Annotated in this window: 22 protein-coding genes; 8 read left to right on the top strand and 14 right to left on the bottom strand. The window is 64.5% G+C overall.

Annotated elements, in window-relative coordinates:
* Positions 1-206: 206 nt before the first annotated feature.
* From AOT87_RS14665 to AOT87_RS14645, 5 genes are read left to right on the top strand one after another with little or no spacing between them, the layout of a single operon-like run.
* Positions 207-971: an alpha/beta fold hydrolase gene (locus AOT87_RS14665; protein ID WP_057968049.1), complete on the top strand. Its 765-nt coding sequence runs from the start codon at positions 207-209 to the stop codon at positions 969-971.
* A 7-nt stretch (positions 972-978) separates the two neighbouring features.
* Entirely contained in the window at positions 979-2,325 is a 1,347-nt protein-coding gene (locus AOT87_RS14660) for a polyketide synthase (RefSeq protein ID WP_256364559.1), read from the top strand.
* Positions 2,318-5,410 (top strand): nocobactin polyketide synthase NbtC, encoded by a 3,093-nt coding sequence (nbtC, locus tag AOT87_RS14655; RefSeq protein WP_157859015.1) that lies wholly within the window; start codon positions 2,318-2,320, stop codon positions 5,408-5,410. The genes AOT87_RS14660 and nbtC overlap by 8 nt, the downstream gene beginning before the upstream one ends.
* A 36-nt stretch (positions 5,411-5,446) precedes the next feature.
* Complete coding sequence (locus tag AOT87_RS14650; protein WP_081343171.1) at positions 5,447-5,926, top strand: MbcA/ParS/Xre antitoxin family protein; 480 nt, start codon at positions 5,447-5,449, stop codon at positions 5,924-5,926.
* A complete protein-coding gene (locus tag AOT87_RS14645) occupies positions 5,927-6,484 on the top strand; it encodes an RES family NAD+ phosphorylase (RefSeq protein ID WP_057968050.1) in 558 nt (185 codons plus the stop codon).
* A 3-nt stretch (positions 6,485-6,487) separates the two neighbouring features.
* Here the strand turns inward: AOT87_RS14645 and AOT87_RS14640 are convergent, their stop codons facing one another.
* From AOT87_RS14640 to mshC, 7 genes are all read right to left on the bottom strand, one after another.
* Entirely contained in the window at positions 6,488-8,428 is a 1,941-nt protein-coding gene (locus AOT87_RS14640) for a heavy metal translocating P-type ATPase (protein WP_057968081.1), read from the bottom strand.
* Between the two features lie 220 nt (positions 8,429-8,648).
* Positions 8,649-8,990: a hypothetical protein gene (locus AOT87_RS14635; RefSeq protein ID WP_057968051.1), complete on the bottom strand. Its 342-nt coding sequence runs from the start codon at positions 8,988-8,990 to the stop codon at positions 8,649-8,651.
* Positions 8,984-9,319, bottom strand: a complete 336-nt coding sequence (locus AOT87_RS14630) for a hypothetical protein (RefSeq protein WP_057968052.1) — start codon at positions 9,317-9,319, stop codon at positions 8,984-8,986. The genes AOT87_RS14635 and AOT87_RS14630 overlap by 7 nt, the downstream gene beginning before the upstream one ends.
* Before the next feature lie 8 nt (positions 9,320-9,327).
* Positions 9,328-9,675: a hypothetical protein gene (locus AOT87_RS14625; RefSeq protein WP_234795851.1), complete on the bottom strand. Its 348-nt coding sequence runs from the start codon at positions 9,673-9,675 to the stop codon at positions 9,328-9,330.
* Between the two features lie 130 nt (positions 9,676-9,805).
* Positions 9,806-10,234: a hypothetical protein gene (locus AOT87_RS14620; RefSeq protein WP_070949341.1), complete on the bottom strand. Its 429-nt coding sequence runs from the start codon at positions 10,232-10,234 to the stop codon at positions 9,806-9,808.
* A gap of 54 nt (positions 10,235-10,288) precedes the next feature.
* Entirely contained in the window at positions 10,289-11,170 is an 882-nt protein-coding gene (locus AOT87_RS14615; RefSeq protein ID WP_057968055.1) for an SDR family oxidoreductase, read from the bottom strand.
* Between the two features lie 9 nt (positions 11,171-11,179).
* The gene (mshC, locus tag AOT87_RS14610; RefSeq protein WP_057968056.1) at positions 11,180-12,430 is read right to left on the bottom strand and encodes a cysteine--1-D-myo-inosityl 2-amino-2-deoxy-alpha-D-glucopyranoside ligase; all 1,251 of its coding nucleotides are present in this window, start codon (positions 12,428-12,430) and stop codon (positions 11,180-11,182) included.
* A 144-nt stretch (positions 12,431-12,574) separates the two neighbouring features.
* Here mshC and AOT87_RS14605 point away from each other — a divergent pair, with 144 nt between their 5' ends.
* Positions 12,575-14,293 (top strand): NAD(P)/FAD-dependent oxidoreductase, encoded by a 1,719-nt coding sequence (locus AOT87_RS14605; protein ID WP_057968057.1) that lies wholly within the window; start codon positions 12,575-12,577, stop codon positions 14,291-14,293.
* Between the two features lie 4 nt (positions 14,294-14,297).
* On the top strand, positions 14,298-14,696 hold the full coding sequence (locus tag AOT87_RS14600) for a DUF2834 domain-containing protein (RefSeq protein WP_078321966.1): 399 nt from the start codon (positions 14,298-14,300) through the stop codon (positions 14,694-14,696).
* Here the strand turns inward: AOT87_RS14600 and AOT87_RS14595 are convergent.
* Positions 14,693-15,457 carry a 3'(2'),5'-bisphosphate nucleotidase CysQ gene (locus AOT87_RS14595; protein ID WP_057968058.1) on the bottom strand — a complete coding sequence of 255 codons (765 nt, stop codon included), beginning with the start codon at positions 15,455-15,457 and terminating at the stop codon, positions 14,693-14,695. The genes AOT87_RS14600 and AOT87_RS14595 overlap by 4 nt on opposite strands.
* A gap of 67 nt (positions 15,458-15,524) precedes the next feature.
* Here AOT87_RS14595 and AOT87_RS14590 point away from each other — a divergent pair, with 67 nt between their 5' ends.
* Positions 15,525-16,361: an LLM class flavin-dependent oxidoreductase gene (locus AOT87_RS14590; RefSeq protein WP_057968059.1), complete on the top strand. Its 837-nt coding sequence runs from the start codon at positions 15,525-15,527 to the stop codon at positions 16,359-16,361.
* A gap of 3 nt (positions 16,362-16,364) precedes the next feature.
* Here the strand turns inward: AOT87_RS14590 and AOT87_RS14585 are convergent, their stop codons facing one another.
* The 6 genes from AOT87_RS14585 to AOT87_RS14560 form a co-directional block, all read right to left on the bottom strand.
* Positions 16,365-16,697, bottom strand: coding sequence for a DUF732 domain-containing protein (locus AOT87_RS14585; protein WP_030095544.1), 333 nt, complete (start codon positions 16,695-16,697; stop codon positions 16,365-16,367).
* A gap of 92 nt (positions 16,698-16,789) precedes the next feature.
* The gene (locus AOT87_RS14580; RefSeq protein ID WP_057968060.1) at positions 16,790-17,695 is read right to left on the bottom strand and encodes a hypothetical protein; all 906 of its coding nucleotides are present in this window, start codon (positions 17,693-17,695) and stop codon (positions 16,790-16,792) included.
* 69 nt (positions 17,696-17,764) lie between these two features.
* Positions 17,765-18,595, bottom strand: a complete 831-nt coding sequence (locus AOT87_RS14575) for an SCO1664 family protein (RefSeq protein ID WP_057968061.1) — start codon at positions 18,593-18,595, stop codon at positions 17,765-17,767.
* Positions 18,579-19,166, bottom strand: a complete 588-nt coding sequence (locus AOT87_RS14570) for a DUF3090 domain-containing protein (protein WP_057964690.1) — start codon at positions 19,164-19,166, stop codon at positions 18,579-18,581. The genes AOT87_RS14575 and AOT87_RS14570 overlap by 17 nt, the downstream gene beginning before the upstream one ends.
* Before the next feature lie 46 nt (positions 19,167-19,212).
* Positions 19,213-19,905, bottom strand: coding sequence for a histidine phosphatase family protein (locus AOT87_RS14565; protein WP_030095540.1), 693 nt, complete (start codon positions 19,903-19,905; stop codon positions 19,213-19,215).
* Positions 19,902-20,732 (bottom strand): undecaprenyl-diphosphate phosphatase, encoded by an 831-nt coding sequence (locus tag AOT87_RS14560; RefSeq protein ID WP_057968062.1) that lies wholly within the window; start codon positions 20,730-20,732, stop codon positions 19,902-19,904. The genes AOT87_RS14565 and AOT87_RS14560 overlap by 4 nt, the downstream gene beginning before the upstream one ends.
* Between the last annotated feature and the right edge of the window lie 50 nt (positions 20,733-20,782).

Genomic DNA, 20,782 nt, shown 5'->3' with positions numbered 1-20,782 from the left:
AGCCTGGAATCCGAACGACTCCGCGCGCATGAAACGAACCACCTCAATCTAGGAACTATGCCTAGCCTTACCTTAATGTCTGTCCGCAGCAGCGAGTGACGGCCCATGGGTGCTGTCAATCACCACGCTCGGAATGCGAGCTGCATACCCAACGGCGGGTTACGTTAGGCTAATCTAACTATCTGCAAGTTGGAAGGAAGCTCGACGTGGATCGCAAACTCGGATGGATCAGGCAGTTCCACAAGCCAGAGTCACCCGATGCACCATTGCTCCTGCTCTTTCCGCACGCAGGCGCTGGAGCTTCGGCATATCGCGCACTTTCGAAAGCCTCAACAGCAAATTTCAATGTCCTTATCTTCCAATACCCCGGGCGCCAAGATCGCGCGGGTGAGCCGGCCTTGCCGACGCTTCCCGATATAGCGGCGGGAGCCTTCGCCGAGTTCCAGTCGTCGGAGCACAATCGCGGCCTTCCGATCCATACGTTCGGCCACAGCATGGGCGCGGTGATCTCGTTCGAGTTCGTAAGGCTGGCCGAGTCCGCAGGGCTGGACGTGCACCACATGACCGTCTCCTCGGCGGTGGCGCCGTGCAATATCGCCGACAAGCCCGCCCTACCGACCGACGACGATTCGGTACTGGCACACATGGGAGCCCTCGACGGTACGAATTCCGCGATCATGGGCAATCTCGACGTCATGCGGATGGCGCTGCCGGTCATGAAGGGCGACTACCAGGCTTTCAATGGATACAGCTGTACAGAAGACGTCAAGGTGGCCGCGCCTATTCATTCGATCGGTGGCGACCAGGATCCCATGATCACCATGCGCGACCTGTATGGCTGGGGCAAACACAGCGACGAACTAGATGTGACGCTGTTCGACGGCGGACACTTCTTCCTGAATTCGCAGACCGAGGCCCTGGCTGAGCTGCTGAACGCCAACACCACCCGCGCGACTTCTCCGCAGGGATAGGGACACTGTGACATCAACTCCTCCAGTAACTTCTAGCGCCGAGTCCGATCCCGTCGTCATCTCTGGGATGGCGATTGAAGCCCCCGGCGGAGTCAACACTCCCGGGGCATTTTGGAATGCCCTCGCAGACGGTCGTGAGCTCATCGGCCCCTTCCCTCGCGATCGCGAGTGGCCCATCGATGAACTGCTGTCGCTGTCCACCCTCGAGGGTTGGGGCCGGGTCTCCGACGCCGGCGGATTCCTCACCGAAGCAAAGACTTTCGATCCGGCCTTCTATGGCTTTACGCAGCGCGAGGCCGTTGCAGTAGATCCACAACAGCGCGTTGGAATGCGGGTCGCTTGGCGGGCTCTGGAAAACGCTGGCCTCAATCCAAGCGATTTAGACGGCGCCGAAGCCGCGTGTTTCATCGGCGCCTCACCCAACGAATACGGCCCGCGTGTGGGTGAAATGAACGTCTACACGGGTCACCGCGCAGTCGGCGCAGGACAGCTGGGTGTCGCGGGCAGAATCTCGCATGGTCTGGGACTGGTCGGGCCGTCCATGTGTATTGACTCCGCGTGCGCATCGTCTTTGGCTGCACTACATCTCGCAGCCTCTTCAGTGCGTGCAGACGAATGCGAATGGGCTCTGGCGGGCGGGGTCTGCGTCATGGGTTCCCCGGGTGCGTTCTATGAGTTCTCCAGACTCCACGCACTCGATCCCGACGGACACTGCCGGGCATACTCCGATGAGGCCAATGGCACCCTCTGGGGTGAAGCCGTGGGAATGGTTGTGCTGGAGCGTGAATCGCGCGCACGAGCCATGGGACATCGGGTGTACGGACGCATCATGGCCATCCGCACCAACCACAACGGCCGGGGTAAGCCCATTCTGGTGCCGCGTGGACGCGCGCAAGCAAAGCTGGTCGCCGCGACCATCGCCGCATCCGGTGTCGACCCGGCGGATATCGGAATGCTCGAAGGACATGGCACCGGAACGCGCGCCGGGGACCCGCTTGAGATTTTTGCGCTGCAGAGCACCTACGGCGCCGGTGGGTCCAATGCGCTTCTCGGATCGGCGAAATCCAATGCCGGACACGCACAATCGGCCGCCGGAATGGTGGGCCTGATCAAGCTGCTGTTGGCCGGACAGCACGGCCACATCCCGCCGACATTGTTCGCTGACAACCCCACCACCAAGGTCGACTGGTCGATGACCGGGATCCGCCTGGCCACCAAGTTGCACCCGTGGGAGCCGAAGAACGGCATCCGGTACGGCGCGGTCTCGTCGTTCGGCGCCGGCGGCGCCAATGCACACGCCATCATCGCGATGCCCGCCAGTGACGCAGAGGGAGACGACGCCGACGATGTCTAGCCACCGTTTGCCCAACGGGACTGTTCCCGTGCTGCTCTCCGCGGACTCCCCCGATGTACTGCGCCGGGAGGCATCGGCCCTTCTTGCCTATGTCCTTGACCATCCGAAAGTCGCCCCGAATCGCATTGCGGGCATGCTCTTTCGGACCCGTACCGCGCGAAGGTACCGCGCACTGATCACCGTCCGAGACCACGACGAACTGGTGTCGGCCCTGCGGGCGGTCATCGCCGGCACGGACCATGCCCGGGTTGTCCGCAACACCGAGCCCGCGACCTCACGTCGGCGGGGATTCGTGTTCCCCGGACAGGGCGGACAACGGCCGGGCATGGGCCGACTCTTCTACGACACGTTCCCGCAGTTCCGCACCGTGGTCGACCACTACTCGGAACTGTTCGATACTCAATTCGGCCGTTCGCCACTGAACTATCTTCTCGACGAGAACTTCCCCACCGATGACTGCGCAAGTGTCGTCCAGCCCGCCCTGTTCACCCAGATGGTGGGCCTGGCAACGCTGTGGCGTTCGGTGGGTGTAGCCCCGAATGTCACCATCGGCCACAGTCAGGGCGAGATCGCCGCGGCGTGCGTTTCCGGCCTCATATCTCCTACCGACGCGGTAACCGTGGTGGGCACCCGATCCCGGATCGCCGACGAGTTCCCGGCCGATGATTACGCGATGGCGGTAATCGCGGCCGATCGTGATACTTGTGAGAATATCCTTGCGCGGCAATCGAGTTGGGCCGAGCTCTCGGTGATCAACTCCCCATCGATGGTGGGGATTTCCGGCCAGCGTGAGACCGTGCACCATATCGTCGAGCGTCTCACCGAGGACGGCGTCTTCGCACGGGTTATCCCGGTGCGCTATCCAGCCCATACCACCATGATCGCCTCGATCGGTACCGAGATTCGCGAGGCGCTGGCTGAGCGGCTCGCGAATGTCGAGTTCGCGGCCTCCGAAATCGATTGCATCGGAGCCACCCTCGGTGCATCGATTACCGCAGAGCTACCAGTCCATCAGTACTGGTTCTGGAATCTGCGCAACACAGTCCGTTTCGATCGTGCCATCGCCGCCGCGACGGGGGCCCAGGTCGATACCTACATCGAATTGGCAGAGCACCCCACACTGCAGCTCGCTATCCGGGAGAACCTTGCTGCCCTGGACGCCGAGTGCACCGCCTGCGTGGTGGGCACGTCAACTCGGACCGCGACGGATCTGACCGAATTCACCGAAAATCTTGCGAATCTGGCCGTCCACGACCTCGACTATGACTGGGACGCGTTGCGGACCGACGCATCCGAGCCGATATCGCTGCCGCTGCGGGATTTTCCGAATGCTCAGAACGACAACATTGTCTTGTGGCTGTCGTACCGCGGCCCCGAGAGCGGGGTTTCAGCTCCTGCTCCTGCGCAACTCCCCGTAGGAAAAGAGCGCGTTCACCCGACCGCGGATATCTCGGCCCGCCCGCGGCTGCTGCGCGAGACGTGGACCAAGGTGGCCCGGCGCTCGATGATGCCGCCGCGGTCCTACGGATTCATCGATGCCACCGGCGACACCGGACCCCTGATCGAGGCCCTCTGCGAGGGCGCGCCGGACTTTGGATCGTCGGCCCAAATCCTCGACAATGCCGACGAATCCGGAAGCGGCGATGCGGATACCGTCGTGATTGTGCTCTCCCCTGTGGCGCAGCTGGACAACCACGAGACCGCCGATACGGTGGCACAATTCTTCGGCAACCGCACCTGGTGGCCAGAACTGTCCGGTTCAGTCACTGGATGCTGGCTTGTCACCGTGGGAGGTGAGCAGGCCACCGCAGAAGACTCTCCATCGCATCCCGTACCCGCCGCGATCGCCGCCGGTTTCCGCTGCATGGGAACAGAACATCCGGGCATCGCGTTTCGACACCTCGATCTCGGGGCCGACCTCGCGCACCCGGACAGTGCCGGAATCATCCTGGCCGCACTGCAATCGGCGGGTGAATCGGAGTTGGCGCTGCGCACAGACGGCATGTACGCCAAGCGGATCCTCGATATCGATCAAGAGCGCACCGAGGAAGCAGTCACCGCGGTACCGGAGCATGTCGTGATCACCGGCGGCACTGGAAAACTCGGTCAGGAGTTCTGCGAGCACTATGCCCGGCTGGGCACCCGGCAGATCACCCTGATCAGCCGTTCGGGCGAGACCGACACAGTGACCGGACGCCTTGAGGCCATCCGGCGCGGCACCGGTGCCGTGGTCCGTGCGCTGTCCTGCGATGTGACCGATGCGTCTTCCGTCGCCGGGCTCGCAGATCAGCTACGCGACGCACCGGCGAACCTGATCATCCATGCTGCCGTGGACTATTCGGATCTCGCACTCGCCGAAGTGACCACAGAGAAATTCCAACAGGCGTTGCGCGCCAAGGTCGGTGGCATCACAAATGTTCTCGACGCCCTGCCCCGCGCCGATTCCTGCCGCGTCATGTTGTGCTCGTCACTGGCGGCCACCATCGGCGGTAAGGGCCAACTGATGTATGCGGCGGGTAACCGGATGCTGGACGTGCTCGCAGACCACCAGCGTGACGCCGGCCTTGATTGCGTCTCGGTGCAGTGGGGCCAATGGACGGTGCACCTCGATCTCGATGACACGGGTATCGCCAAGTTGGCTGCCACTGGTGTCCATCCGATGCGTCCTGCCGACGCCCTTGCGGTCGGCATGGGAGGGCACATCGGTAACACCCTCGTCGCTGCATTCGACCTCACTCAAGCCCGCGCGATGCTCGGCATGTTCGGGTACGGCCCATTGCTCTCCGAACTTGAGGACAACAGCGAGCCCACCGCACCCGACGAGGCCATTCGACCTCCCACGGTGGTGCCCGCGAATCGGTCCAGACACCTGGTGCAGCTGCTCGCCGAGGTGATCGGCGCCGACCACGCCGACTCCATCGACACCGCGATACCCATGGTCGCGATGGGCCTGGATTCATTGCAGGCGGTGGAGTTTCGCCGGCGCGTGCAGGCTGAACTCAACTTCGAGCTGCCCGTACAGGATCTTCTCGGGGGCGCCTCCGTTGACCACGTGATCGAGACTCTCGCCGCCCAGACACGCTGACCTTTACCCAACAAACTTGTTGGGTACACTGGTGGCATGGCAGCGACACGACGTGGCACCACCGGCAAGGCCGTTGTGGCGTCCGAGCCCGCGAAGAAGCGTGCGTCAACGACAAGCCGATCGGTGAGCACCCCCCAACGTGTGGTCGTCGGCAATCTGGCGATCGCCACACAGCCCGCGGACGATCCGCTCGCCCCGCTTCGGGTGTCATACCTGGTGGATGCCGTGGGGGGAGCCGCCCAGTTGGCCCGGATCATCGGAGTAAACCGATCGCAGCCATCACGATGGATCTCCGGTGAGGAACGACCTGGCGGCCGCACCGCCCCACTCATCATCGACCTCGAGCATGTGGTGTCCCGGGCCCGTCTGGTGTGGGGCGACCCGGCATCGACAACGTGGCTGGAGAGTGCGAACAGCTATCTCGGGGGCGCACGCCCCCTGGACGTATTGTTGAGCGAGGGGCCTGGTCGGGTCCTGGATGCGCTGGATGCGGTTACCGCAGGGTCCTTTTCATAGATGCTGGCATACCGGATCTTCCCGTATCTCGCCAACGCGAAGACGGGACAACCTGGGCATCCGCTGTATCAGCACCGGCCGCAACGCGGTGGTCGAATCGATCATCCCGACTACTACGTCTGGTATCTGGGAACACGACCCGAGGTGGCTTGCGGGGAGGTGTTCGGCGATCTACAGGTCTGGGACGACTCGATACTGGAGTTCCCCCTACTGGGTGCGCGCAGGGCCCTCGGGGTGTTCAGTCTGCCGGATGACCTCCGGGTGTGCGATCTCGATGATGCGAAACAACTTGTCAGGCTTGGACTTCGCCCCACTCAAGTAGTCGCGCGCAACCTCGCCATCACCCAGGCATGGGGACATCAGATCTGGTCGGAGACCATGGCCGACGGTGCGGATCAGCGATGGCAGGCCGTCCGATGGTGGTCATACCATCGCCCGTCGTGGCCGGTACTGGCGAGCTGGCTCCGTCCGAAACTGGAGCAGGTAGAACTCCTGGACCTCGACCACCCGGCCATCATCGACGCGGCTGCGGCGCTGAACCGTCCGATCGCCCGCTGACGACTAGCGCCCCAGGATTCTTCGCACGGATTGTTCGGGGCGGAGATCCAAGCGGCGCAGTAGCTGTGCGTTGAGCGCGACGACCACGGTGGATGCCGACATCAGAATGGCCCCCACACTCATCGGCAGCACGAATCCGATCGGCGCGAGCACACCCGCCGCCAACGGAACCGAGATCAGGTTGTATCCAGCCGCCCACCAAAGGTTTTGCTTCATCTTGCGGTAGCTGGCACGCGACAACTCGATAACCGAGAGCACCGATCGCGGATCGGAGCTGCCCAGGATGACGCCGGCCGATGCGATCGCGACATCGGTTCCAGCTCCGATCGCGATACCCACATCGGCCTGTGCCAACGCGGGGGCGTCGTTGACACCGTCACCGACCATCGCCACGGTGTGTCCTTCGGACTGCAACTGCGCCACCGCTGCCGCCTTGTCCTCCGGACGCACCTCGGCGAACACCCGATCCACACCGAGCTCAGCAGCCACCGTGTTGGCCACGGCATGTGCGTCACCGGTGATCATGACCACCGATACACCCAGCCTGTGTAGCGCCTCGACGGTGTCACGGGACTCCGGCCGGATGTCATCGGCCAAGCGCAGCGCGCCGGCGACCTGCCCGTCGGTCAGCACATGCAGAATGATCGCGCCTTCGGTACGCCATCTGTCGGCGATCGGTAGCTCTTGCGCACCATGCCTTTTCAGTAAAGCAGGGCCACCCACGGCGACCTGCACGCCTGCGACGTCCGCGGTGACCCCCAGGGCAGGCTCGGAGGAAAAGCCGCTCGCGGCAACGATCGACAGTCCCCGTCTGCGAGCGGCCTCCACGATGGCGCGGGCCAGTGGATGCTCGCTGTCGGTCTCGGCCGCGGCCGCCAGCCCCAACACGGTGTCGGCATCGCGTCCGTCGGCAGGTTCGACACCCGTCACGGTGGGGGCACCCTTGGTCAGCGTTCCGGTCTTGTCGAACAGCACGACGTCCACGGTGCGCATCTGCTCCAGGGCCAGGCGGTCTTTCACCAATACCCCGCCCCGGGCCGCACGCTCGGTGGCGATGGAGACGACCAGAGGAATGGCCAGACCCAACGCATGCGGGCAGGCGATCACCAGCACCGTGATGACGCGAACCACCGCGGTGTCGGGCTCCCCCAGGATCGTCCAGGCCACGGCAGTCAGCGCGGCGGCACCCAGAGCGAACCAGAACAGCCATCCCGCAGCGGTGTCGGCGATCCGTTGCGCGCGCGAGCTGGAGGCCTGCGCATCGGCGACCAGCCGCTGGATCCCGGCCAGCGTGGTGTCATCACCGACCGCGGTGACTTCCACGCGCAGGCCCGAATCGGTGGCCACGGTTCCGGCAACCACCTGATCGCCGATCTGACGGCGCACCGGATGCGACTCCCCCGTCACCATCGATTCGTCCAGATGGGCACTGCCCTCGGTGATTCGGCCGTCGGCGGGCACCGAGCCACCCGGACGCACGACAACGATGTCACCGACCCGAAGATCGGCCGGCGCGACGGGCACCACCGCATCCCCCTCGACGCGTTCGGCACTATCGGGCAGCAGTGCCGCCAGCGAGTCGAGCGCCGACGTAGTCTGCGCCAGCGACCGCATCTCGATCCAGTGCCCCAGCAGCATGATCACCACCAGAAGCGCCAGCTCCCACCAGAAATTGAGCTGGTGATCGATCAGGCCGAGACTGGCGCCCCACGATGCGACAAAGGCCACCGTGATCGCCAGGCCAATCAACAGCATCATTCCCGGCCTGCGTCCGCGCACCTCGGCGACCGCCCCGGTCAGGAAGGGCTTGCCGCCCCAGAAGTAAATAACGGTGCCGAGAATCGGCGATATCCACGGGATCCAGCCGGTGGTGGGCAGTTGGTAGCCGATGACCATCGCAAACATGTCGTTGAACGCGACCACCGGCACCGAGAGCCCCAACATGATCCAGAACAACCTGCGGAACTGCCCAACATGATCACCATGGCCCGCGTGGTTGTGATGCTGATGTTCGGTGTGATCCGAACCGGCCGCGCCGCCATGCCCGCCATGGTGATCCGAGTCGCACGTTGCGGCAGGCGCGTGAGACAACGGATGTTCAGGGTGATCCCGGTGCGTACTCATACCCCTGATTAAATACCCCCAGGGGGTATAGGTCAAGGGATCAGCACTGGATATCGACGTGATACACGCTGTACAGCCACACCCGCCTGGTCGGCCCGGACGAGATGTTCGGGTAGATGCGCGGGTTGCCGAAGACGTCGAGATCTTTGCGTACCCGCGTGGCCACACATTGCGACAGTGGCTTGTTGCCCGTCTTGGTGACGATGACCTTGTTGCCCTGAGCCTTGAGGCCATCGATGACCTGTTCGGCATCGCCTAGGGCGCCCGGGCCGGCCTGGGCGACCGGTGCCGCAAGCAACCCCGCGACAAGCGCAGCCGCGACCAGTGTCAATCTGGGCAGCAGACGCCCGGGAATACGGGCCGCCCGGCGCGCGATCAGCATTGAACGTCGACGTACACGGTGCGGTATATCAGCTGTGCCCCTACCCCGTTGGCACGTTTCGCGCGGTTGGGGTCGGCGATGCGAGGCTGAGTCCACCAGTACTGGGACTCTCCTTCTCGCACCGATGTCACGGTGCACATCTGCAGCGGTTTGTTGCCCGTGCGCTGGACGACGACCTTGTCACCTTGGCGTTGCAACTGCGTGATGACCTGGAGCGCATCGGGTGACGCCGGACCGGCCGAGGCGGCTGCAGATGTGGAGACGGCCAGCCCCGCCACGAGGATTGCTGCCGCCAGGATGGACCGACAAGGAAAAATGTTGCGGTACATGATGTTCCCTAGCACTGCACGGTCACGTACATGACGTGGGAGGCCAGCTGACGCTTGGCCGGGCCCTTGCGCTGCGGCACCTGGTCGTAAATGTGCCGCCCGACCAGTATCGAGGTTGCGGTGCATTGCGACAGCGGCTTGAGCGGCCCACTGCGGTTGATGATGACCTGATCTCCACGGAGTTTCAATGCGGCAATGAGGGCCTGGGCGTTACCCGGCGCCTGCGGCCCCGGTTGCGTCGGGCCCGCGGAAACAGGCACTGCCAACGCGATGGCGGCGAACCCGGCCGCCAATGCCGATCCGCCGAAGCGACCGGCGACTGCGCGCGGCGCAGCCAAAGATGATGTAGCCACGATAATCGTGTCCTTATCTGAAAAGTGTTGGAGTCATGAATGATTGGCGAAACGCCAGCGCGTCGCAGCCCGCGGGGCAATGGGCATGCTTTCGTGCGCTAGCGGTGGCCGCCGGCGGGAATGCGGAAAGCTCTCAGCGCCGCATCACGCAAAAATGCAAGAGACGATCACTGCCGTCACTCAACAACAAATGGGGCTGCCCCCGCGGCGGACCGTGCGCTGTTGGACGCCACATCGCGTACACCGCGAGTGCCACGAACGCCACTACCGTGAGCGCGATGGCCCACCCCGAGAACACGCCGGACACCGCCGCGATGACCGCGGGCAGCGGGTAACAGTCGTGATGGTCCTCGGCACCGGGCAGAGAGGCGAGCGCATACGGCACCTCGGCGAGATGAACAGATGCAGCCGGCGTGCCCGTGGTTCCAGCGGCGGCGTCTCGCGCCGCGGGACACTTCAGCACCGGCACCAGCACGACCGCGATGATCAGCAGGGCCCGCAGCATCACCGATGCCATGCCGAAGCCCGGGCGCAGCGCTGCGCGTTCGCCGCCGGGTGCCATCACTTCACGGTACACCTACACCCCATACCCGTAGCGGGTATGCGTCGATACGGGTCAGGCCTCGCCGACGTCACCACGGGCGGCGCGCTGCAGAGCGGCCACCTCGGCGTCCATGCGGGGCAGGATCTCGGGAATCATGCCCCGCATGGGCAGTTCGCCGAGCGATGTTGACAACACCGGTTTGAGCCAACGGGTCACCCCCACCCAGCCGGGGCAGTTGATGCGCCGACGCCGCTTTTCGATGCCCTTGACGAAGGCCTTACCGCACGCTTCGACGGAAGTCACGGTTCTCAATGGCGGTGGCAGCCGGGTCAGCATCTCCGAGAACGCCGACAGGTTGGCCTTCTGGTCGTTCACCATCGAGGTGTCGATCCACGACATGTGTGCCGAACCCACGTCAACGCCTCGATGCGCCACCTCCAGACGCAACGCGTTCGCGAAGTGTTCGACGGCGGCCTTGGAGGCGTTGTACGCCGTGACCCCTGGTGCCGCCGCGTAGGCGGCCAGGGAAGACACGATGAGCACGTAGCCCTTGCGCTCGATCACCGAGGGCAAGGCTGCGCGCACCGTGTGAAACACCCCGAGGATGTTGACATCGATCAGCTTCTTGAAGGCCGCCGGGTCCACCTGCAGCACCGAGCCGAACGTCAGCAGGCCCGCGTTCGCCAGCACCACATCGATGCCGCCGAATCGCTCGACCGCCTGGGCGACGGCCCCTTCCAGCGCTGCCAGATCGCACACGTCGGCGACCGCCACCAGTACGCGATCCCGGCCCAGATCGTCGGCAACGGCCGCAAGCTTTGTCTCGTCCAGATCGGTCAGCACAAGGTTGGCACCCTTAGCGTGCAATCTGTGTGCGACTTCCACACCGATGCCGCCGGCGCCGCCGGTGATCATGACCGTCTTGCCGGCAATGTTGTTCAGCGTTGAACCCATGGCCCGACGCTACAGCTGCACTCCCAGTAGGGCATCCACCGCATGACGTACGTGTGCACCCGCCGCGGCATCGTGCCCACCGTAGGCCAGCGCATCGGTCACCCAGTTATCCAGTGCGGCAAGCGCTTTTGGCGTATCGAGATCATCGGCGAGATAGCGCCGCACCCGAGACACCACATCGCGGGCGCTCGGCGCGGCGGGCAGTGCCACGGCATGGCGCCAGCGGGCCAACCGGGCCTGCGCGTCGGAGAGCACGGCATCACTCCAGGACCGGTCGGCGCGATAGTGGCCGGCCAACAGCCCGAGCCTGATCGCTGCCGGATCCACGCCGTCGGCCGTCAACACCGAAACCTTCACCAGGTTCCCCCGGCTCTTGGACATCTTGTGCCCGTCCCAGCCGATCATCCCGGCGTGCACATAGTGACGCGCGAAACGGCGTTGCGCCGTAACGGCTTCAGCGTGCGCGGCACTGTATTCGTGATGCGGGAAAATCAGGTCGCTACCGCCGCCCTGGATGTCGATACCGGCACCGAGCTCACGCAGCACGATCGCCGAGCACTCGACATGCCAGCCCGGTCGGCCCGATCCGAACGAGGCCTCCCAGCTCGGCTCTCCCGGCCGTGCCGCGCGCCAGAGCAGAGCGTCGAGTTCGTTGGTCTTGCCGGGCCGGTCCGGATCTCCGCCGCGTTCGGCGAACAGCCGCGACATGGTCTCGATGTCGTACCCCGACTCGTAGCCGAACTGCTCGGTGGCATCAACCCTGAAGTAGACGTCCGGATACTCGGGATCATCCACGACGTACGCGGCGCCCGAAGCCAGCATCTTCTCGACCAGTTCGATGATGCAGGCAATCGACTCGGTGGCGCGCACATACTCCCGTGGTGCCAGCACCCGCAGCGCGGTCATGTCGCCCCGGAACAAATCGGTTTCCCGGTCCCCCAGTTCGCGCCAATCGATGCCATCCCGGTCGGCACGTTCGAAGAGCGGGTCGTCGATATCGGTGACGTTTTGTACGTAATGCACATCCAGGCCCGCGTCGAGCCATTGCCGGTAGATCAGGTCGAACGTGAGATACGTTGCGGCGTGGCCCAGGTGGGTGGCGTCATAGGGCGTGATGCCACACACGTACATGGTCGCGCTGGAGCCAGGACCGGACGACGGCGTCACCGGCCGCACCTGACGATCGGCGGTGTCGTACAGCCGCAGCTGCGGACCACGACCGTCGAGCTCAGGAACTGGCGGCGACGCCCACGACTGCATGCGCACAGCTTATTGGGCCGCCAGGTTGCCGCGGTGCGTGAGGTACTTGACCCCAGGTATATCGACTGGTCTACTTCCGGTAGACCGATCGGTTTTCCCCGTGCGGATCACCAGAAGCGCCACGCCATCACCCGAGGAGCCTCAATGCAGAAGGCAGCAGAAAAATGGGACGCGATCGTCATCGGGTCTGGTCTCGGTGGCATCTCTGCGGCCGCGCATCTCGCCGCGATCGGCCAGAAGGTGCTGGTCCTCGAGCAGTACGACGTTATCGGTGGCTCATCCCATGTGTTCCGGCGTAAACGTGAGTGGGAATGGGATGTGGGCGTGCACCACATGGGCGACTGCGGCCCGGACGGCATACTTCCTGCGTTATTCAAGAGCCTGGGCGGCGAAGGCCGTGTGGAATTTATCGAACTCGACCGCAAGGGCGTCGAGACGTACACCCTGCCGGGGCACACATTCACCACGCCGCGAGGATGGGACAACTACCTCGCCCGGCTGATCGATGCTTTTCCCGACGAGGAACGGAAGATCCGGCGGTTCGTCACGTTCGTTCGCCGCGCCGGCCGTGGACTAGACCGGGACCGTGGCCTGTCCAGTCTGGGCCGTACCGCAGCGGGAGTGCTGCGTTCGGGTATCGCTGCCCCGCTGCTGGGCCTGCCCATGTCGCGCGTCTTCCGGCTCTTCGGATTCTCCCCGGCCCTGCGGATCGTCCTGTCCCCGCCGTTCGGCAGCGTCGACGCACCCCCCAGCAGACTCCCCTTCGCCGTTTACGCGGTATTCCAAACCATGTTCATCGAGGGCGGAACCTGGTATCCCAAGGGTGGAGGCCAAGTGCTCTCCGCACATCTGGCCGATGTCGTGCGGTCGGCGGGCGGCAAGGTGCTCACCAACGCAGCGGTTTCCCGAATCATCATCGAGTCGGGCGCCGTCACCGGCGTACGCCTTGAGGACGGTCAACAATTCTCCGCAGCTGTCGTCGTCTCCAATGCCGATATCAAGAAGACGTACCGTGATCTTGTCGGGCACGAGCACGTGAAAAGTCGCACGGTGCGGCGCGTCGAGAAATACCGCATGGCCCTGCCGTTCTTCAACGTGTACATCGGTTCCAGCCTCAATCTCGCCGAGACGACGCCACCCCGGGACGCGTTCGTTTTCCCGACACTGGTCGACTTCGACGAGCTCGAGCGCCGCATCAGTGCCCCGGGCCTGACGCCGCAGGAATGGCTGGACCTGATCGGCGACCTTGCCCCGGCATACATCCATTGCTCGAACCTGAAAGATCCTCACGGCACCCGCTATGCGCCGTCCGGGTACTCCTCGATCGAGATCATGCTGCCCTTGCCGTACAACCCACGGCTGTGGCACATCGAACCAGGATCGGAGTCTTCATATCGCCGCGTCCCCGAGTACCAGCAGATGAAGGAAGACCTCACCGACATCCTCATCAAACGGGCCGCCACCGTGTTCCCCGGTTTCGAAGACTCGATCGTCTACCGCGAGGCCAGCACACCGCTGACCCAGGAGCGCTACACCCGATCCTCGGAGGGCTCCGCCTACGGAATCGAATTCAACACACGGCAGTTCGGTCCGCTACGGCCCGGTGTTCGCACCGAGATCGAGGGACTGTTCCTCGTGGGCTCAAGCACCTCGTGGGGCCCCGGCACAGAGGCGGCACTGCTCAGCGGGCGGTGGGCGGCCAGCGCGATCACGGGGCGTGATCTACAGCGCGAAGTACGCGGCGGAGCACGATTTGTGAATCCCAGTGATCTCACACCAATCGAAACTGGTTGGGATGCACTCGAATTCAGTAAAGCAATCGCAACACACAATCGCCCGCTGAGCGCCGCGGTAGCGGAGTGATTCGATGACCCACTCGACAGCCCGCACCAACGGGCCTAAAACCCCTCAGCGCCAACGCACTCGCACACTTGAGTGGGTCATGCTCGCGCTGGCCATCATCAGTTTCGTGGGGCTCAACGCCTCTGCCATCGGATTCTGCATCCAGCATGGTCCCGATGCGAAGCTCTTCTTCACATCCTGGTTCGCCAACTGGCCTTCCTCACAGCTTTTCGGCGATATCGGCGTGGTGCTGGTGGCGTTCTGGGTCTGGGCGATCGCCGACCACCGGCGCACCCGAACCCCTTACTGGTGGCTGTTGTTCCCGGTATCCATCCTCGTAGGAATCGGCTGCGGGATACCTCTCTACCTTTGGTTACGCGAGCGCCAGCTCCGCCTCGACGATGGCGTGGCGCCCAGCGGTTAGGCGCGCCCGGCGACCGCGTCCAGCAGCAACGGCGCCAAATCGGGCCTGCACATGATGAGATCCGGCAGATACGGATGTGGCTCGTTGTACCGCAGCGCGGACCCGTCGAGCCGGGAGGCGTGCAGACCGGCCGCCAGCACCACCCCGGCCGGGGCCGCGGAGTCCCATTCCCATTGACCGCCACCGTGCAGATAGGCATCGGCTTCGCCGCGTACCACCGCCATGGCTTTGGCCCCGGCCGACCCCATCGAAATGAGCTCCATGTTGAGCCGCTCGGCCATATCGGTGAGGAACTTCGGCGCCCGGCTGGCACTGACGACCACCCGGATCGGATCCGAGTCAGCGCGCGCTGAAAGGGTCACCCGGGTCTCGTCGGTACGGAACACGGTATCCAGTCCGGGCAGCGCCACCGCGGCGTCGGTGATCGACCCTCGGTGATCGTCGGCCTGCCACAGCGCGACATGCACCGCCCAGTCGTCGCGGCCCTCGATCCCGAACTCGCGGGTCCCGTCGAGCGGGTCGATGATCCAGACCCGCTGTGCGCGGAGGCGGGTCTTGTCGTCGACAGCCTCCTCGGAGAGCACCGAGTCCGCGGGCCTTTCGGCCGCCAACCGCTCCAGCAGCAGCGCGTTAGCACGCTTGTCGCCGGCCGCCCCGAGACCCTTCGGGTCGTCGAACCCAAGCTCGGCACGCACCTGCAAGAGCAGCTGTCCGGCTTCGTGGGCGAGTTCTGCGGCAAGCGCGGCATCGGAAAGAGTCACCCGGTCAGTATTACCCGATCCGGATTTGTCTGACCTCCTCGGCATACTCAGGCGCATGCCTGCCGCTATGCAGTATGGAATCGTCCTGACGACGGGAGACGCCGGCGATGTCGCAGAGCTGGCCATGCTGGCCGAGGAAGCGGGCTGGGACGCGATCTTCGGCTGGGAGCCGGTGTGGGGTGTCGACGCGTGGGTGGCATTGACCGCGGCGGCGATGCGCACCACCCGCATCAAGCTCGGCACCATGCTCACTCCGCTGCCACGCCGCAAGCCGTGGGATCTGGCGTCCACCACAGCGACGCTGGACCGGTTATCCGGAGGCCGCGTCATCCTCTCGGTGGGAATGGGTGCGCTGCATGACAATTGGCTGGCCTTCGAGCGCGATCAGGGCCGCAAGACCCGCGCCGAACTGCTGGACGAGGGCCTCGACGTGCTGTTCGGTCTATGGGCGGGCCAACCGTTCGGTTACGAGGGCAGGCACTACCGGGTGACACCGACGACGCACATGGTCCCCGATCCCCCGGTACAAGTGCCCCGCATCACGACCTGGTGCGTGGGCGTGAACGGGGCTCTCAGGTCCATGTCCCGCGCTGCCCGCTGTGATGGGTTGTTGCCGAACATCACCACCGCGGATGGACAGTTCGACTTCAATCCGCCGTTGGCCGGCTGGCTGGATTCGGCACGCGAGATTCACTCGCTACGAGTCGAATTGGGGCGCACCGGCCCATATGACGTGGTGTACGAGACCACCACCGATTGGAAGGATCTCGACGCCACCCGAGAGAAGATCGAGACCCTGCACGACGGCGGCTACACCTGGTACCTGGACTCGGACTGGCACACCGAACACAACGATCCACTGGCCGCGTTGCGTGCACGCGTCGAGAGCGGGCCCCCGCGCTAGACGTCAGTGCTTGACGTCGGGACATAAGGTCTTCGGAGCGATATCGACGATCGACGCCACTTCCCACCGAGGCTGGATGCCCGGAAACACTGTGGCGGCGGCGATCGCGTCCTCCTTCGAGGACCCCGCTCTCAACGCATCGCAGGCGCGATATCCACTGGCAAGGTATCGAGCGGAAGCGCCACCGAAAATCGCAGTGCCCGGCGTGGTGTCATTCAACATCTGCAGAAACTCGACCTCGCCATCAGCACGTGCGGGCGCGGCGAAGCCGACCGCCCCAACAACCGAAGCGGCAAGAATTCCGGCAGCCCAAAACCGGCGAAAGTTTGTGATCATGATGTCCCCTCTGATGAGAAGACGATCCTATGATCTCGTTCGCCCTGGTGGAGTGCGTTTTTCCTTAAGTCGATCGATCCCAGATTTCAAGATCACGGGGCGAATTCACCCGTACAGATCGCCATCGGCGGATCAGGGAACGCGAAGGAATGCACGACTCCGGGCTTGCCCTTGCATTGCGAGGACTCCTTCGTTCCGGGAATCAGGAACAACACCATGAACGCCTTCGGCGCCTGGCAGGAATCCGCAGCGACGAACACGGTGCTTCCCATCACCACTGCCGTCTGATAGCAGGAGCCGATACGCAGTTGCGGCGCAATGCAATACGAGAAATCACCGGCCGTGAACCCGGTATATGTCTGCCTGCACTTGCCGCCGGGAACGACCTCGATGACACGCCAGGCCGCCTTGGGATCCGTACAGGCAACCGCCTTGTAGTCCGATGGCGCAGCCAACGCGATGCAGTCGCCGACCACCGCGACCTGCCCCGGAGCCTTGGGCGCGCCCGTCGGCGCAGGGAGCGGCACAGGCATCTGGGGCGGCGCCATCGGCGTACGGGGCGGCTGCGCGGTCGGAGTCTGATAGGTGGGTTCACCACCTGCCGTGGGTGATTCAGGGTTCGCATAGGACACCGTGGTGGTCGGCGCACTGACCGACTGACGCGGATCACTGTCCCGGTTGAGAATCACGACCAGCACCACTGCGAGCACCACGACGACCGCGCCCGCGATCGAGGCAATCAGAATCCACGGTCTGGACTTTTTCTGCGATCCGAAGGGATCTTGTCCCGGGAGTCCGGGATACATCGGGGGAACCGCATAGTCCTGCGGTACCCCGTCATAGAGGCGACCGATCGAATCGTCCGGGTAATCCGCCGGGGCATAGCCGTACGGAGCCGTCGTCGGCGGCGGCGCCTGCCAGTGCCCCTGAGCCGGCCCCTCCGGCGCACCCCACTGCCCGGCCGGTCCCTGCTGATACGGGTCGTGCGGTCCCGTCACGTCAGCGCCCCCTTTTGCCCGTCCCTTCCCGGAACATCATGCTTGCCGACCAGGCTAGACGATCGACAATCAAAAGGCGGGCCACGGTATGGGTCTATTGCGATCGGGCATCGGCATCACCGGTTCATTCAGCATCATCACCGCGCGTAGGCGCACCGCGGTCACCTCGGCCGTGGTGATGTGGGTCGCGAGCGCGGCCCCCAGATCGCCGCGCAACGACTCCTCCAGCCGAGTCACATCGTCAAGCAACTCCGGCTCCACGGGCTTGCCCGCCCAACCCCACAGAACGGTCCGCAGCTTGTCCTCGCTGTGCAGACAGATCCCATGATCGACCCCGTAGACACCACCATCGGCACCTCGCAGAATGTGGCCGCCCTTGCGATCGGCGTTGTTCACCAAGGTGTCGAACACGGCCATCCGGCGCAGCAAGGCGTCATCAGCGTGCACCAGCACGATCTCGGCGCCATCGGCGTCCAGTGCACGCAGGATCGGCAAGTAGTCCTGCGGCACCGCCTGCGGCAGACAGATATCGACCAGATCGAGCGCCCCCTCGGCCAGCTCCGGCTCGTGGATCCACCGCTGTACCATGCCAACACCCGCCGGACCATCTCGAAAAACCGTATACGGCACCACATTCCAGCCCAACTCTGCCGAGATCAGGTACGTCGCGACCTCGCGGCCAGCCAGGGTGCCGTCCGGGAAGTCCCAGAGCGGCCGCTCGCCCCGCACCGGTTTGTAGACACAGTGCACGCTGTCCCCCGAATTGCCCTGAGCCTCACACAGAAACGTGGCATTGCTCGCCGAGCGAATGCGGCCGATGACGGTGAGTTCGCCATCACAGATCGCGGCGTGATCCTCGGGACTAGCGCTGGGCCCCGCATCGTCAGGACTCGGCGTCATCTGCCGCCCCGGGCACCGTCCCCCGGCGATAGCCGTTGGTGCGGACGCAGATATGCCCGGCCGGGTCGAGCGGTTCCTCACACAGCGGACACGGTGGGCGGCCCGCGGAAACCACCCGGGTGGAGCGCGTCGCGAATTGTCGCGCGGCTTCCAGGGACAGGAAGACCCGCACGGCGTCCGGGCCGTCCTCCGAGTCATCGAGCACCACCGAGGCGTCGAACTCCTGCTCGCTGACCGCGAGTAGTTCGACAACCACCGAATTGGCCTCGGCATCCCAGCCCAGCCCCATGGTCCCCACCCGAAACTCGGCGTCCACGGGCATCACCAGCGGGTTGAGATCCTCGACCACATCGGGCTCGGGCGGGATCTCCGTCCCGAACCGGCGATGAACCTCCGACAGCAGCGTTCCGATGCGCTCGGCCAGCACCGACACCTGCTGCTTCTCCAGCATCACGCTGACGATCCGGCTCTCGTGGACGGCCTGTAGGTAAAATGTGCGATTCCCGGGCTCCCCAACCGTTCCGGCAACGAAACGGTCCGGGCTGCGGAATACATGAATCGATCGGGGCATGGTGTCTCCAAAACTACCGGTCGATGAACCCCTCGTGCGAAGGGTTCTAATCGGTTGTGCCGCCCACCGGGGCATCGGACGCCGCTCCACCGGGCTTCGCGGGCGGCCCGGCGCTCAGGGCGTTGGACAGGTCGGGGCCGGTGTGGTTCATGTGTACAACAAAAGGCCGCAGCTCGGTGTAACGCACGACGCTCATCGACGCGGGATCGGCCACGATGCGCTGGAATGCGTCCAGGTGGGTGCCGAGTGCATCGGCGAGCACCGACTTGATGACATCTCCGTGAGTGCATGCCACCCAGACGCAGTCACCGCCATGCTCCTCGGATAGCCGCCGGTCGTGCTCACGCACAGCCGCCACCGCCCGTGCCTGAACCTGGGCCAGCCCCTCGCCGCCCGGGAACCGCGCGGCGCTGGGCTGCTGCTGGACGACCTTCCACAAGGGTTCGGACAACAGCTCCTTGATCTCGCGGCCAGTCCAGTCGCCGTAATCCACCTCCACCAGCCGATCCTCGACCGTTGGCGTCAGATTCAGTGCCGCCGCCAGCGGCGCCACGGTCTGCTTACACCGCAGCAGCGGTGAGGTGATGATCGCCTGAACCGTCACGGCGCCCAGTCGGTCGACCACGCCGCGCGCCTGGACCTGACCCTTCTCGTCGAGCTCGACCCCTGTGCTGCGGCCCGCGAGAGTGTGCGCGACGTTGGAGGTGGAACGCCCGTGGCGTAAGAGAATGACCGTCACGATGCGCTCACCACCCCGGCGGCCAGCAGACCCATCACCGTGACGCCCACCACCACGCGATATCCGACGAACCAGTACATGCTGTGGTTACTGATGAAGCGCAGCAACCAGGCGACCGCCGCGTAACCGATGACAAACGCGATCAGGGTGGCGACCAGTAACTGCAAGCCCGTCGCACTCATGCCCTCGGTCACCGGATGGAATGCGTCCGGAAGCGAGAACAGCCCGGAGGCCAGCACCGCCGGTATCGCCAGCAAGAATCCGAATCGAGCGGAGGCCGGCCTGTCCAGTCCGAGGAACAGTCCCGCACTAATCGTGGCGCCCGACCGGGAGACACCGGGTATGAGCGCCAATGCCTGTGCGCTGCCCACGATCACGGCGTCTTTCATGGTCAGTTGCTCGGTGTGGCGCACCTGACGCCCATAGTATTCGGCGGCGGCGATGACCAGCGCGAAGACGATGAGCGAAGCCGAGATAAGCCACAAATTCCTTGCACCGGAACGAATTTGATCCTTGAACGCCAGGCCCAGCACTCCGATAGGCATGGTGCCGACGATCACGTACCAGCCCATCCAGTAGTCAAAAGTTCTGTGCGCCTTGACAAACAGTCCGTCAAACCAGGCACGAAGGATGCGCCAGATATCTTTGGCGAAGTAGAGCAAAACCGCCGCCTCGGTACCCAACTGGGTCACCGCGGTGAAGGACGCACCCGCATCGTCACTGAAAAACACTCGCGACACGATGGCCAGATGGCCCGACGACGAGATCGGCAGGAATTCGGTGAGTCCCTGGACCACCGCCAGCACGATCACTTGCAACCAGGACATTGCCGCCACTGCCGAATCCACGACAGCGACCGTACTGGACGCGCCGGCGA

This window comes from Mycobacteroides sp. H003, assembly GCF_001440135.1.
In the GTDB taxonomy this organism is placed as follows: Bacteria; Actinomycetota; Actinomycetes; order Mycobacteriales; family Mycobacteriaceae; genus Mycobacterium; species Mycobacterium gwanakae.
Note: the sequence above shows the minus strand (reverse complement) of the source record. Positions and strands in the feature narration are given on the sequence as shown.

Coding starts and splice junctions, on each gene's coding strand:
- nbtC (WP_157859015.1), top strand. CDS start 2,318: ATGTCTAGCCACCGTTTGCCCAACGGGACTGTTCCCGTGCTGCTCTCC.
- AOT87_RS14650 (WP_081343171.1), top strand. CDS start 5,447: ATGGCAGCGACACGACGTGGCACCACCGGCAAGGCCGTTGTGGCGTCC.
- AOT87_RS14645 (WP_057968050.1), top strand. CDS start 5,927: ATGCTGGCATACCGGATCTTCCCGTATCTCGCCAACGCGAAGACGGGA.
- AOT87_RS14640 (WP_057968081.1), bottom strand. CDS start 8,428: ATGTTGGGGCTCTCGGTGCCGGTGGTCGCGTTCAACGACATGTTTGCG.
- AOT87_RS14635 (WP_057968051.1), bottom strand. CDS start 8,990: ATGCTGATCGCGCGCCGGGCGGCCCGTATTCCCGGGCGTCTGCTGCCC.
- AOT87_RS14630 (WP_057968052.1), bottom strand. CDS start 9,319: ATGTACCGCAACATTTTTCCTTGTCGGTCCATCCTGGCGGCAGCAATC.
- AOT87_RS14620 (WP_070949341.1), bottom strand. CDS start 10,234: ATGGCACCCGGCGGCGAACGCGCAGCGCTGCGCCCGGGCTTCGGCATG.
- AOT87_RS14615 (WP_057968055.1), bottom strand. CDS start 11,170: ATGGGTTCAACGCTGAACAACATTGCCGGCAAGACGGTCATGATCACC.
- mshC (WP_057968056.1), bottom strand. CDS start 12,430: ATGCAGTCGTGGGCGTCGCCGCCAGTTCCTGAGCTCGACGGTCGTGGT.
- AOT87_RS14605 (WP_057968057.1), top strand. CDS start 12,575: ATGCAGAAGGCAGCAGAAAAATGGGACGCGATCGTCATCGGGTCTGGT.
- AOT87_RS14600 (WP_078321966.1), top strand. CDS start 14,298: ATGACCCACTCGACAGCCCGCACCAACGGGCCTAAAACCCCTCAGCGC.
- AOT87_RS14590 (WP_057968059.1), top strand. CDS start 15,525: ATGCAGTATGGAATCGTCCTGACGACGGGAGACGCCGGCGATGTCGCA.
- AOT87_RS14585 (WP_030095544.1), bottom strand. CDS start 16,697: ATGATCACAAACTTTCGCCGGTTTTGGGCTGCCGGAATTCTTGCCGCT.
- AOT87_RS14575 (WP_057968061.1), bottom strand. CDS start 18,595: ATGACGCCGAGTCCTGACGATGCGGGGCCCAGCGCTAGTCCCGAGGAT.
- AOT87_RS14570 (WP_057964690.1), bottom strand. CDS start 19,166: ATGCCCCGATCGATTCATGTATTCCGCAGCCCGGACCGTTTCGTTGCC.
- AOT87_RS14560 (WP_057968062.1), bottom strand. CDS start 20,732: ATGTCCTGGTTGCAAGTGATCGTGCTGGCGGTGGTCCAGGGACTCACC.